Raw genomic sequence first — 11,582 nt, 5'->3', positions numbered from 1 at the left:
GGTGGGGCGTAAACGGGCAGCGGACCGGGTGGTCGAGCAGGTGGACACCGGGCTGGCGGAGCTCGTCCCGGCTCCGGACCGGGCCGGCTCGTGGACGCTGCTGCTGGACGGGGCGCCGCAGTCGCACGTCGACCTGACCGACCCCACCCACCTGGAGTTCGAGTACGTGCGGCGGTTGGCCGCCGCGGTGGATCTGATCGCACCGGCCGGTGCACCGCTGCGGGTGCTGCACCTGGGTGGCGGGGCCCTGACCCTGCCCCGGTACGTCTCCGCCACCCGGCCGGGGTCCACCCAGCGAGTGTCCGAGGTGGACGGGGCGCTGGTGGAGCTGGTCCGTCGGGCGCTGCCGTGGCCACCCGACGCCCGGTTGCGGGTCCGGGTGGAGGACGCCCGGGCGGTGCTGGCGTCCACCCGTGAGGCCAGCTACGACGTGGTGGTCGCCGACGTGTTCGCCGGTGCGCGTACCCCGGCCCACCTCACGTCGGTGGAGTACGCAGCCGAGGTGGCCCGGGTGCTCCGCCCCGCCGGTTGGTACCTGGCGAACCTGGCCGACGGCCCGCCGTTGCGCCACGCCCGTGGGCAGGTGGCAACGGTCCGTTCGGTGCTGCCGCAGGCGTGCCTGATCGGGGACGCGGCGGTGCTGCGCGGGCGCCGGTACGGGAATCTGGTGCTGGTCGCCGGGCGGTCCACACCGCCGGTACCGGAGCTGACCAGACGTGCTGCCGGCGACTGGTTCCCCGGCCGGGTGGTGGCCGGCGACGAGTTGGACCGCTTCGCCGGTGGCGCGGCTGTGGTGCGGGACGCCGACGCGACCGGCTCCGATCCGCCGCCGCCGGGGCTGTTCTCGGTTCGCCGCTGACCGTCCGCTCAACGGCGGCGCGGAAGTTTTTTCGCCGTTTGTTGATCCGCTGGGACCGGCGCTGCGTACCACCGGGCGGCCCACCTCGTGGGCCGGCGTTGGTCACGGAGATCCCGGAGGTCTGCATGCACGCGGTGGCGGCCGGTTGGCATGGCGACGCGGTACGCGCTGACTGGTTGTCGGCGCGCCCCTCGTCACGGTCAACCTCGTCTGCCCGGGGGGTCGACGCGCGGGCGACGCCTCGCCAGAATGGTCCGGTGACGCCGCGACCGGCGCCCGGGCGCCATCAGGCGACGTCAACCGAGGCGAGCCACTCCGACCAGTTGATCCGTCAGCTCTATGCCGAGCACGCCGGCCCGTTGCTGATGTTCGTCATGCGCCTCACCGGGGGGGACCGGCAGCGCGCGGAGGACATCGTCCAGGAGACGCTGCTGCGGGCCTGGCGCAACGCGCACCGTTTGGGCACGCAGGGGCAGGGTTCGTTGCGGCCGTGGTTGGTCACGGTGGCCCGCCGCATCGCCATCGACGAGCATCGCAGCCAGGAGGCCCGGCCGCCGGAGACGTACGACCGGGACCTCACCGCGTTCGCCGAGGCGGACAGCACCGACCGGGTGCTGCGCACCATGACGGTGGCGGACGCCCTGCGTACGCTCAGTCAGTCGCACCGGGAGATCCTGATCTCGACGTACTTCCGGGGGCGGACGGTGCCGGAGGCCGCCGAGGAGTTGGGCCTGCCCCTCGGCACCGCCAAGTCGAGGGTCTACTACGCGCTGCGCGCGCTGCGCACGGCTCTGCAGGAGCGGGGGGTGACAGAATGAGCCGGCCGGACCACATGGACGTCGCGGCGTACGCGCTCGGTGTGCTCGACGAGCAGGACACTGAGCGGTTCGAGGAGCATCTCGCCACCTGCTGGGCGTGCGCGGCCGAGTTGGAGACGATGGTGCCGGTGGTGGGGCTGCTCTCCGACATCGACGGCGAGACGATGATGGCGCTGGAGCAGACGGCGACCGACCCGGCCCTGCTCGACCGGACGCTCGGGGCGGTCCGGGCCGACCGGCGGCGTACCCGGTTTCGTCAGATGCTCGCGACGGCCGCCGCGGTGGTGGTCTTCGGCGGTCTGAGCGGGTACGGCTTCGTGAGTGTGGCCGGCAACGATCAGCCGCCCGGCGTGTTGGCCGAGTCGACGCCGAGCGCGCCCAACGACCCGCCGACCAGCGGGCCGACGGCCGCGCCGAGCGGCCCGGGTGTGGGCGGCACCGAGGAGGAGGGCGACCAGGTCGAGGCGACCGACCCGACCACCGGTGTGCAGACCACCATGTTCCTGGTGACCAAGGACTACGGCACCCGGATCAACTTCAGCCTGCGGAAGCTGCCCGGCCCGCGCATCTGCCGACTGGTGGTGGTGCGCAAGAACGCCAGCACCGAGGTCATCTCGACCTGGTCGGTGCCGGAGAGCGGCTATGGCACCAACACCCGACCGCAGGGTCTCGAACTGAGCGCCTCCACGTCGGCTCTGCCGGCCGACATCAAGCAGCTCCAGGTGCAGTCGGTGGACGCCAACGGCGTGGCGAGTCCGCTGGTCACCGTACCCCTGTAAGCGCGTCTGCCAGATCGGCGCCGGTCATTGTGACAATGACCGGCGCCGATCTGTCGTTGGACAAGGAGTCCCTTGCGGGGGCGTACGCATGGCGGCGGGAAATGGTTCAATCGGTTTACGTGAAATTGACCACTGTTACTACTTCAACCTTGACAGCCTGCCCGCCGTACCTATGGGTGAACTGTCAAGAATGAGGAGGGCACGTGGCACAGATGAAGCGGACCGTCATCGTCGCGAGCGCGATGGTCGCACTAACGGCCTGCGCTCCCGCGGGTTACGACGGGGCGAACTCGAGCGCGGCCGAGCCGGTCGCCGTCGCCGCGGCCGAGCCCACCGCGACGGTTGAACCTGAGGCCTCGCCGTCCGCGGAGGCGCCGGCCGCGGAAGCCCCGCCCGCCGACGTCGACCTGACCGAGAAGTTGGTCGGCAAGAGCGTCGCCCGGATGGGCAAGGTGGTCACCGACCAGGACGGCTGGATCCTGTACCGCTTCGACAAGGACACCGCCGACCCGCCGTCGTCGAACTGTGTCGACAAGTGCGCCGAGGTGTGGCCGCCGGCACTGACCGACGGCAACCCGGAGCTCACCGGCGTCTCCGACGACAAGGTCGGCAGCGTGACCCGGCAGGACGGCACCCGTCAGCTCACCGTCGGCGGCTGGCCGGTCTACCGCTACATCGGCGACAAGAAGCCCGGCCAGTGGAAGGGCCAGGCTGTCGGTGGCACCTGGTTCGTGGTCCAGCCGGACGGCAAGAAGAACCTGAGCTGCCTGCCGAAGGGCACGCCGAAGGCTGTCGCACCGCCGGCGGACAGCGGTTCGAGCGACGCCGGGGGCTCGGGCTACTCGTACTGAGTCCGATCGCCCACACGGGCACGGTGGTCGGTCGTCGCCGGGGAGGGCGCGGCCGGCCACCGTCGTGTGTGGGTCGTCGGCATACCGGGTGGTGCCAGCGGGCCGTCCCGCACGTGGCAGAGTTGCCGGGTGACCGAGACCGGACCCGCCGCGACCAGGGTGCTGCGCCCACCGGTCGGCTACCGGCTGGCCGCCTCGGTGCGTGGGCTCACCTTCAGCCCGTACGACCCGTGCGCCCGGGTGGCGGCCGGCACCTTCTGGTGGGCCACCCGCACCCCGGACGGCCCGGCCACGCTCGCGCTGCGGCCGGCCGGCGGCGAGTTGCTCGCCGAGGGGTACGGGCCCGGCGCCGAGCACGTCCTCGCCCGCGCCGACGCGATCGCCGGGCTGCGCGACGACCTCACCGGCTTCACCGAGCTGGCCGCGGCGCACCCGCTGGTCGCCCGGCTGGCCCGGGAGCACCGGGGGCTACGGATGCCCGCCACCGGGCAGGTCTTCCCCCGGGTGCTACGCGCGGTCTTCGAGCAGAAGGTCACCGGCAAGGAGGCCTACCGGGCGTACGCGGCGACGGTGCGGCACTTCCGGGAGCCGGCTCCCGGCCCGCTACAGCCGCTGCTCCTGCCGCCCGAGGCCGCCGCGGTGGCCGCGACCCCGTACTGGGTGTTCCACCCGTTCGGGGTGGAGCAGCGCCGGGCCGACACGCTCCGTCGCGCTGCGGCGCTCGCCGACCGGCTGGAGGGTTGCGCCGACGCCGCCGAGGCCACCCGCCGGCTCACCGCGATCCCCGGCATCGGGCCGTGGACGGCCGCCGAGGTGGTCCGGATCGCATACGGGGACCCGGACGCGGTAAGCATCGGCGACTACCACATCCCGAACACGGTGGCGTGGGCTCTCGCCGGCGAACCGAGGGGCGACGACGCCCGGATGGTGGCCCTGCTGGAGCCGTTCCGGGGCCACCGGGGCCGGGTGTGTCTGCTGCTGGAGGCGGCCGGCATCCGGGCACCGAAGTACGGCCCGCGCGCTCAGATCCGCTCGTTCGCCCGCTACTGAGTCGTTTCGCCGGGACGGCGCTCAGCGACCCGCGCAGAGTCGCCGCAGGGTGCGCCCGAGCCACCAGGCGTACGTGTGTTGCACGGCCCGAACCGCCGGGCCTCCGAGGCGGGTGAACCAGCGGTCCGGACGGCTGAACGCGCGGACCTCGAACCAGACCGCGCCGGCGTCGTCACGGACCACCTCGAACGCCTCCTCGCCCCGCTCCGGGTGCCCTGGCAGGGTGCCGTAGCCGAAGCCGGCGAGGGTGGGCGAGTCCGCGCTCCAGACCACCCGGCACGGCCCCCAGAGGCGGGCCGGACCGACGCCGAGGCCGGCGGTCACCAGCACACCGTCGGTGGCCCGCGGCGCGTCGGTGCGCATCCGGACGCCGGCGGCGCGGTGCAACCGCCAGCTCAACACCGCGTCGGCGGCTGTCTGGAAGCAGTCGCCGGGCAACGGGTACCGGTGGCGCAGGTGGTGGTACCCGCCGGGCAGCGGCCCGTGCCGGGTCGACCCCACCTCCGGGTACGTCAGCTCGGTCACCGTTCCCCCTCGACCTCGACCGGACACGGGCCAGGGTACGGCCGACGCGGTCGGGTCGCAGTGCGCCTCGTTGGCCGTGCTGGAGAAGCCGGCCGTCAGCCCCGCTCGCAGCGACGCCTGAGCCCGTCGGCCTCCATCCGCACGTAGCGGCGGAACAGCTCGCCGTACAGCCAGCCGATAAGGCCGGCCAGCGGACCGGACTGGTTGATGACCAGTTCGACACGGGTACGCCCGTCGGGCAGCGGCAGCAGCCGGTGCTCCCCCACGGTCCGCACCCCCGGGGCACCGGAGACCCAGACGAACTCCCGCCCCTCGGTCAGCTCGGTGACCCGCCAGACCGCCGGCCGCAGCTTCGGCTGGGTCAGTCGTGCGGTCGCGCCGACGGCGAGCGGCCCCGGCTCTCCCCGCTCGGCCCGGGTCACCGAGTCCGTCCACTCGGGCCAGCGCGGCACGTCGACAAGCACCGCCCAGACCCGCTCGGCGTCCGCGTCGATCTCGGTATCGGCCTCGAACCGCATGGTGCCCCCTCCCCCGGCGGCACCGCTCGGCACCGCCACGGGTACAGACGAGGCCGCCGGGAGCATTGTGACACCGGCGCTCGATCCCGTCCGTCCCTCCTCAGTGGAGGCAGACCGGGCCTGGCGTCCCGTTCTTCCCGGCCGCACCGCCGCACACCGCCGGCGGGCGCCGCGGGGGTCAGGCGGCCTCGTGCAGGTCGGCCAGGGTGAGCGGGGTACGCCGACGCAGCAGCTCCTCCAGCTCCGGCACCGAACCGACCTCGCCGAGCACGTTCCGGCCGCCGCCGTACCGCTCGGGGTAGCGGCGGGTCAGCCGGAAGCGGTAGCGGCCCCGGATCAGCTCGACGCTCACCCGCCACCGCCCGCAGCAGTCACAGACCCACTCGGACACCTCGCGAAAGTAGCTCTGACCTGGGGTTATTCGATTCGCCCGGTCGGGACGAGCGGCGCGTAGGCGGACACGCCACCCCGGGGTCCACGGTGATCTGCCTCACGACTGTCGGCACCGTCTGATTGACTGGTCGGCGTGGACCTGCCGATCAACCCTCCGGTCGAGCCGATGCTGGCCAAGAGCGTTTCCAAGCTACCCACCACACCGGGGGTGACCTACGAGCCCAAGTGGGACGGGTTCCGGTGCATCGTGTTCCGCGACGGCGACGAGGTCGAGTTGGCCAGCCGAGGCGGCAAGTCGATGACCCGCTACTTCCCCGAGGTGGTCGAGCAGGCCCGCCGGCAGTTGCCGGAGCGGTGCGCGGTCGACGGTGAGTTGATCGTGATTCGGCGGGACGGGCCGACCGGCCAGCCCCGGCTGGATTTCGAGCTACTGGCCCAGCGCGTCCACCCGGCCGCGTCCCGGGTGAAGATGCTGGCCGAGACCACCCCGGCCGACTTCGTCGCGTTCGACCTGCTGGCGATCGGCGACGAGGCCCTGCTCGACCAGCCCTACCCGCAGCGCCGGGAGCGGCTGGTCGAGGCGCTGGCCGGGGTGCACCCGCCGGTGCACGTCACCCAGGTCACCACCGATCCGGACACCGCACGTCGCTGGTTCGACGTCTTCGAGGGCGCCGGGCTGGACGGTTTGATCGTCAAGCCGGCCGACCTGCCGTACGAGCCGGGCAAGCGACTGATGTTCAAGGTCAAGCACGCCCGCACCGCGGACGCGGTGGTGGCCGGCTTCCGCTGGCACAAGTCCGGCCCGGTGGTGGGCTCGCTGCTGCTCGGCCTGTACGACGACGCCGGGGTCCTGCACCACGTGGGCGTGAGCGCGTCGTTCAGCATGGCCCGCCGCGCCGAGTTGCTCGACGAGCTGGCGCCCTACCGGGACACCGCCGGCGAGCACCCGTGGGTGCACGGCGACCACGAGCGTGGGCAACGCATTCCGGGTGGGGTCAGCCGGTGGACCGGCACCAAGAACCTGGAGTGGGAGCCGGTGCGCCCGGAGCTGGTGGTCGAGGTGGGCTACGACGCGATGGAGGGCGAACGGTTCCGGCACACCGCCCAGTTCGTTCGGTGGCGCCCGGACCGCGACCCCCGGTCCTGCCGCTACGACCAGCTGGACCGGCCGATCCGCTTCGACGTGGACCAGGTGCTGCGCGGCGACCCGACGGCCACCGTGGACCGAGCCGCCACCGGCTCGGCGTAGCCTGGCCGTCGACCCGATCCCGGAGGACCACGTGACCCGCACCGCCGACCAGCCTCGGATGGCGACCAGCCGCCGGGTCCGTCGCACTCTGGCCGCCTTCGGTGTCGCCGCGCTGCTCACCGCCGGCTGCACGTTGCCAGCGTTCGCGCCGCGCACCGAGGTGGAGGGCGCGGCCGCCCCGACCGGCAGCTCACCGACCTGGCGGCCCTGCCCGGAGGTCCCCGACGAGCTGGTCGGGCGGAGCGCACCGAACATGCGCTACGAGTGCACCCGGATCGCGGTGCCCCGGGACTGGGGCACCGGCGGCGGGGCGACTGCTGGCCCGGGCGCCGGGCAGACCTTCGAGATCGCCCTGCTGCGCGCCCGGTCCACCAAGCAGCGCGACCGGGTGGGCTCGCTGGTGATCAACCCGGGCGGCCCGGGCGGCTCCGGTGTCGACACCGCCGTCTACCTCTCCTTCGGCCCCCAGTTCGGCGGCCTGCCCGCGTCGATCACCGAGCGCTTCGACATCGTCGGCTTCGACCCGCGCGGGGTCTCCCGGTCCAGTCCGGTGAAGTGCATCTCCGACGCCGACCTGGACGCCAGCTTCGGCTTCGACCCGGACCCGGCGAGCCAGTCGGCGTTCGACGGCTTCGTCGGCCTGAGCCAGCGGATCGGGCGCGGCTGCGGCGACCGTTACGGCGACCAGTTGCCGCTGTACGGCACCGAGCAGGCCGCCCGCGACATGGACGCGGTCCGCGCCGCCGTCGGCGACGACAAGCTCACCTACCTGGGCTACTCGTACGGCACCCTGCTCGGCGCCACCTACGCCCAGCTCTACCCGCAGCGGGTACGGGCGCTGGTGCTCGACGGCGCGGTCGACCCGCAACAGCGGCTGGTCGAGGGCTCGGAGAGCCAGGCCCGCGGCTTCGAACGGGCCTTCACCAACTTCACCCGCTGGTGCGCGGCGAACGCCGGCCGCTGCCCGATCGCTCCGGACGCACGCGCCGCGGTCACCTCGGCCATCGACAAGGCCAAGGTCTCTCCGGTACGCGGCGCGGACGGGCGGGAGGCCACCGCCGGCTGGGTGTTCTACGCCGTCATCTCCTCGCTCTACACCGAATCCGGGTGGCAGGAGCTGGCCCAGGCGATCGACAAGCTGGCCGAGGGCGACCCGAAGGACGTGTTCCGGCTCGCCGACGCGTACGCCGGCCGGGAGGACGACGGGCACTACTCGAACCTGTTCGACGCCAACCTGGCCATCAACTGCGCCGACGAGACGGAGAAGCCGAGCCGGGCGCAGATCCGGCAGTTGCAGTCCGAGTGGCGCGGAAAATACCCGCTGTTCGGGCCGGCGTTGGCGGTGGGCATGCTGAGCTGCGTCGAGTGGCCGGGCGGGCGTGACCCGTACCCGACCGGGAAGGCGAACGGCGCGCCGCCGATAGTGGTGGTCGGCACCACCGGCGACCCGGCGACGCCGTACGAGCAGACCCCACGGCTCGCTTCCATGCTGGGCGTCGGCCGGGTGCTGACCTGGGAGGGCGAGGGGCACACCGCCTACCCGCAGACGTCCTGCATCACCGACGCCGTCGACGCGTACCTGCTCGACCTGACCGTTCCCAGGGAGGGGCTTCGCTGCCCGGCCCGGTGACGGGCCGGGTCGGCGGCAGTGGGGGCAGATCGATCCCCTGCCGGGTGGCCAGCTCCTCCAGCAGCGCCCGCATCCGGCGCACGTCGGCCTTGAGCTGCTCCTGCTCCTCATGCTCGAAGGCGTCGTCGTCGACGATGAGCCGGCTCGCGAAGTGCGCGGTGATCAGCGGGATGACCAGCAGCACCATTGTCGAGATGAGCAGCGCGGCCAGGGTGCGGCCCGCCCAGGTGGTCGGCGAGATGTCGCCGTATCCGACGGTGGAGGCGGTCACCACCGCCCACCAGACGGCGTCGGCCGGGCTGCGCTGCTCGACCTCCCCGTAGATGACCCCGGCCACCACGATCATCAACAGGTACGAGGTGATCAGCGTGCGGGGTGAGTTCGCGAACCACACCAACGCCCGGTACACCCAGCGGAACGGCAGCAGCACTAGCTCCATGCCGCCCCATGCTGCCCGTTGCCCGCAACCGGCACCGACCCATTCGCTGGTTTCGCTGTGCCAGGATCACCGGCATGCGCGACGTGATCTTCCGTACGGCGGTCCGGGCCGACCTGCCCGCCGTCATCGCCCTGCTCGCCGACGACGTCCTGGGTAAGGCCCGCGACTTCACCGAGGTCGACGAGGCGTACGAGAGGGCGTTCGCGGCCATCGACGCGGACCCGCGCAACCAGCTGATCGTGGCCGAGCAGGATGGTGAACTGGTCGGCTGCCTGCAGATCACCTACATCCCGGGCCTGGGTCGGCACGGCAGCGAACGGTCCCTGATCGAGTCGGTCCGGGTCCGCTCCGACCGGCGCGGCCAAGGGCTGGGCCGGGAGCTGATGACCTGGGCGGTCGACCAGGCCCGGCAGCGCGGCTGCGCGCTGGTGCAACTCACCACCGACAAGACCCGCGAGGACGCGCACCGCTTCTACCTGAGCCTCGGCTTCGTGGCCAGTCACGAGGGCATGAAGCTCCCGCTCTGACCCACCGGCCGCCCCTCGGGTCCCGAGATCGCTAGCCAGCGCCTGTAGAGCTGCCCCGTTGCTGGGGCAGCGGGTCAGGCGAAGATCCCCCGCTTCCACGCCACGCCAACCGCCCGGTCCATATCTGGGGCAGCTCTACAGGGAGCAAACAGGCCACAGTCGGTCGTCGCAGACCGAGTCGGCGGCGCGCGGCCCCCGGCTGAGGCGGCGGTCAGCCGTCGACCAGGCGACCGTCGCGCAGGACGAGCACCCGGTCGGCGAGGTCGATCAGGGCCGGGTCGTGCGTTGCCACCAGGGCCGTCATGCCGCGGGCGTGCACCACCGCGCGGAGCAGGTCCATGATGGACCGCCCGGTCTCCGAGTCGAGCTGGCCGGTGGGCTCGTCGGCGATGAGCAGGTCCGGCTCGTTGGCCAACGCACGGGCCACCGCGACCCGCTGCTGCTGGCCGCCGGAGAGTTCGTACGGGCGTTGCGCGGCGTGCCCGCCCAGGCCGACCAGTTCCAGCAGCACCGCCACGCGCTCTTCCCGTTCCGCAGCGGGCACCTGCGCCAGCCGCAGCGGCACACCCACGTTCTCGGCGGCGGAGAGGATCGGCACCAGCCCGAAGGTCTGGAACACGAACCCGACCGTGCCGCGGCGCAGCCGCAGCAGCTCCGCTTCACCGGCCGAGGTGACCTCGTGCCCGGCCACCACGACCTGACCGCTGTCCGGCCGGTCCAGCCCGCCGATCAGGTTCAGCAGCGTGGTCTTGCCGGCTCCGGACCGACCTCGGATGGCGACCAGCTCGCCCCGGTTGGCCGTGAACGACACGTCCCGCACCGCGTGCACTGCGTGCTCACCCCGGCCGAAGGTCCGGCTGACTCCACTGACCCGAACCACCTCGTCGGGGTGCGCCCCGGGCGCACCGCCGAACCCGGCCGCGCCGGTCACCACCACGTTCTGCCGGCTCATGCCCGTGCCCCCCGCTCGTCCGAGGCCCGGTTGCCGGGCCGTACCTGCACATGGTCCGGCTCCAGGTCGAGCCGGACCCGCTCCTTCAGCGAGAGCGCGTCGACGAACGCCGCCGGCAGCTGCATCCGACCGTTGCGGTCCAGCACCGCGTACTCCTCGCTGACCAGCTCGGTGTTGCCGTCCGCGTCGGTCCGAGCGGTCCGGCGTACCTCGGAGGCGGTCCGGCCGTCGCGGATCGCGACGGTCCGGCGGACCTGCGTGGCCACGGCGTGGTCGTGGGTGACGACAACGATGGTCACGCCCAGCTCGGCGTTGATGGTGCGCAGCGCCGCGAAGACCTCCGCGCCGGTCGCCTCGTCCAGCTCACCGGTCGGCTCGTCGGCGAAGAGCACCTCCGGGTCGTTGGCCACCGCCACCGCCACCGCGACCCGCTGCTGCTCGCCGCCGCTGAGCTGCCCCGGCCGCCGGTCGGCGCAGTAACCCACGCCGACCAGGTCGAGCAGTTCCCGGGCCCGCTCCCGGCGGGCCGTGCGGCTGCGCTTGCCGGCCAACTGCATCGGCAGCTCGACGTTCTCCAGCGCGCTGAGGTACGGCAGCAGGTTGCGGCCGGTCTGCTGCCAGACGAACCCGACCAGCTGCCGCCGGTAGCTCAGCCGTCGCTTTGCGGAGAGTGAGAGCAGGTCGTAGTCGGCCACCCGGGCGATACCGGCGGTCGGCGTGTCCAGACCGGAGAGGATGTTGAGCAGCGTCGACTTGCCCGAACCGGAGGCACCGACGATCGCCACCAGCTCCCCCCGGTCGATGACCAGGTCGAGCCCCTGCAGGGCGACCACCTCCACCCCCTCGGTCTTGAAGATGCGCACCAGGCCGTCGCAGACGATGTGCCCGCGCAGGCGGTCCTGCCCGCCGGCCCGTTCGGCGGCGCGTTGCGCAGCCCGCTGTTGCAGGGCGGCCAGGTCGGGCGCCAGTGGAGTCTGGGCGGTAGCGGTCAT

The 11,582-nt window shown here is 72.8% G+C and carries 14 protein-coding genes; 8 read left to right on the top strand and 6 right to left on the bottom strand.

The window, feature by feature from the left end; translation table 11 throughout:
• Position 1 precedes the first annotated feature (1 nt).
• The 5 genes from ACFYL6_RS32625 to ACFYL6_RS32605 all read left to right on the top strand — a co-directional run bounded on the left by ACFYL6_RS32625 (position 2) and on the right by ACFYL6_RS32605 (position 4,357).
• A complete protein-coding gene (locus ACFYL6_RS32625; RefSeq protein ID WP_387177063.1) occupies positions 2 to 859 on the top strand; it encodes a spermidine synthase in 858 nt (285 codons plus the stop codon).
• Positions 860 to 984: 125 nt separating this feature from the next.
• Positions 985 to 1,677, top strand: coding sequence for a sigma-70 family RNA polymerase sigma factor (locus ACFYL6_RS32620; RefSeq protein ID WP_124773096.1), 693 nt, complete (start codon positions 985 to 987; stop codon positions 1,675 to 1,677).
• Positions 1,674 to 2,456 (top strand): anti-sigma factor family protein, encoded by a 783-nt coding sequence (locus ACFYL6_RS32615; protein WP_387177062.1) that lies wholly within the window; start codon positions 1,674 to 1,676, stop codon positions 2,454 to 2,456. The genes ACFYL6_RS32620 and ACFYL6_RS32615 overlap by 4 nt, the downstream gene beginning before the upstream one ends.
• 203 nt (positions 2,457 to 2,659) lie before the next feature.
• Positions 2,660 to 3,307: a hypothetical protein gene (locus ACFYL6_RS32610; RefSeq protein ID WP_387177061.1), complete on the top strand. Its 648-nt coding sequence runs from the start codon at positions 2,660 to 2,662 to the stop codon at positions 3,305 to 3,307.
• A gap of 129 nt (positions 3,308 to 3,436) precedes the next feature.
• On the top strand, positions 3,437 to 4,357 hold the full coding sequence (locus tag ACFYL6_RS32605; RefSeq protein ID WP_387177060.1) for a DNA-3-methyladenine glycosylase family protein: 921 nt from the start codon (positions 3,437 to 3,439) through the stop codon (positions 4,355 to 4,357).
• Positions 4,358 to 4,378: 21 nt separating this feature from the next.
• Here the strand turns inward: ACFYL6_RS32605 and ACFYL6_RS32600 are convergent, their stop codons facing one another.
• The 3 genes from ACFYL6_RS32600 to ACFYL6_RS32590 form a co-directional block, all read right to left on the bottom strand.
• Positions 4,379 to 4,882 carry a DUF1990 family protein gene (locus ACFYL6_RS32600; protein WP_387177059.1) on the bottom strand — a complete coding sequence of 168 codons (504 nt, stop codon included), beginning with the start codon at positions 4,880 to 4,882 and terminating at the stop codon, positions 4,379 to 4,381.
• A 95-nt stretch (positions 4,883 to 4,977) separates the two neighbouring features.
• Positions 4,978 to 5,400 (bottom strand): SRPBCC family protein, encoded by a 423-nt coding sequence (locus ACFYL6_RS32595; protein ID WP_387177058.1) that lies wholly within the window; start codon positions 5,398 to 5,400, stop codon positions 4,978 to 4,980.
• Positions 5,401 to 5,578: 178 nt separating this feature from the next.
• A complete protein-coding gene (locus tag ACFYL6_RS32590) occupies positions 5,579 to 5,791 on the bottom strand; it encodes a hypothetical protein (RefSeq protein WP_387177057.1) in 213 nt (70 codons plus the stop codon).
• 135 nt (positions 5,792 to 5,926) lie between these two features.
• On the opposite strand from ACFYL6_RS32590, the gene ACFYL6_RS32585 reads away from it, so the two are divergent.
• Together ACFYL6_RS32585 and ACFYL6_RS32580 are read left to right on the top strand one after the other, a co-directional pair.
• Positions 5,927 to 7,042, top strand: a complete 1,116-nt coding sequence (locus tag ACFYL6_RS32585) for an ATP-dependent DNA ligase (protein ID WP_387177056.1) — start codon at positions 5,927 to 5,929, stop codon at positions 7,040 to 7,042.
• Positions 7,043 to 7,100: 58 nt separating this feature from the next.
• Entirely contained in the window at positions 7,101 to 8,672 is a 1,572-nt protein-coding gene (locus tag ACFYL6_RS32580) for an alpha/beta hydrolase (protein WP_387177081.1), read from the top strand.
• On the opposite strand, the gene ACFYL6_RS32575 is transcribed toward ACFYL6_RS32580, so the two are convergent.
• Positions 8,599 to 9,111, bottom strand: a complete 513-nt coding sequence (locus tag ACFYL6_RS32575) for an ion channel (protein ID WP_387177055.1) — start codon at positions 9,109 to 9,111, stop codon at positions 8,599 to 8,601. The genes ACFYL6_RS32580 and ACFYL6_RS32575 overlap by 74 nt on opposite strands.
• A gap of 74 nt (positions 9,112 to 9,185) precedes the next feature.
• On the opposite strand from ACFYL6_RS32575, the gene ACFYL6_RS32570 reads away from it, so the two are divergent.
• Positions 9,186 to 9,638, top strand: coding sequence for a GNAT family N-acetyltransferase (locus ACFYL6_RS32570; protein WP_387177054.1), 453 nt, complete (start codon positions 9,186 to 9,188; stop codon positions 9,636 to 9,638).
• A 211-nt stretch (positions 9,639 to 9,849) separates the two neighbouring features.
• Here the strand turns inward: ACFYL6_RS32570 and ACFYL6_RS32565 are convergent, their stop codons facing one another.
• Together ACFYL6_RS32565 and ACFYL6_RS32560 are read right to left on the bottom strand one after the other, a co-directional pair.
• Positions 9,850 to 10,590, bottom strand: coding sequence for an ABC transporter ATP-binding protein (locus tag ACFYL6_RS32565; protein ID WP_387177053.1), 741 nt, complete (start codon positions 10,588 to 10,590; stop codon positions 9,850 to 9,852).
• Positions 10,587 to 11,582 carry an ABC transporter ATP-binding protein gene (locus ACFYL6_RS32560; protein WP_387177052.1) on the bottom strand — a complete coding sequence of 332 codons (996 nt, stop codon included), beginning with the start codon at positions 11,580 to 11,582 and terminating at the stop codon, positions 10,587 to 10,589. Before ACFYL6_RS32560 ends, ACFYL6_RS32565 begins: the two co-directional genes overlap by 4 nt.

Source organism: Micromonospora sp. NPDC007208 (assembly GCF_042869175.1).
GTDB classification, from domain to species: domain Bacteria; phylum Actinomycetota; class Actinomycetes; order Mycobacteriales; family Micromonosporaceae; genus Micromonospora; species Micromonospora foliorum.
This window is presented reverse-complemented; position numbering and strand designations above follow the sequence as displayed.

What these genes read in the sequence shown, in the direction of transcription:
- ACFYL6_RS32620 (WP_124773096.1), top strand. Translation starts at nt 985, where the DNA reads ATGCACGCGGTGGCGGCCGGTTGGCATGGCGACGCGGTACGCGCTGAC.
- ACFYL6_RS32615 (WP_387177062.1), top strand. Translation starts at nt 1,674, where the DNA reads ATGAGCCGGCCGGACCACATGGACGTCGCGGCGTACGCGCTCGGTGTG.
- ACFYL6_RS32595 (WP_387177058.1), bottom strand. Translation starts at nt 5,400, where the DNA reads ATGCGGTTCGAGGCCGATACCGAGATCGACGCGGACGCCGAGCGGGTC.
- ACFYL6_RS32580 (WP_387177081.1), top strand. Translation starts at nt 7,101, where the DNA reads ATGGCGACCAGCCGCCGGGTCCGTCGCACTCTGGCCGCCTTCGGTGTC.
- ACFYL6_RS32575 (WP_387177055.1), bottom strand. Translation starts at nt 9,111, where the DNA reads ATGGAGCTAGTGCTGCTGCCGTTCCGCTGGGTGTACCGGGCGTTGGTG.
- ACFYL6_RS32570 (WP_387177054.1), top strand. Translation starts at nt 9,186, where the DNA reads ATGCGCGACGTGATCTTCCGTACGGCGGTCCGGGCCGACCTGCCCGCC.
- ACFYL6_RS32565 (WP_387177053.1), bottom strand. Translation starts at nt 10,590, where the DNA reads ATGAGCCGGCAGAACGTGGTGGTGACCGGCGCGGCCGGGTTCGGCGGT.
- ACFYL6_RS32560 (WP_387177052.1), bottom strand. Translation starts at nt 11,582, where the DNA reads ATGACCGCTACCGCCCAGACTCCACTGGCGCCCGACCTGGCCGCCCTG.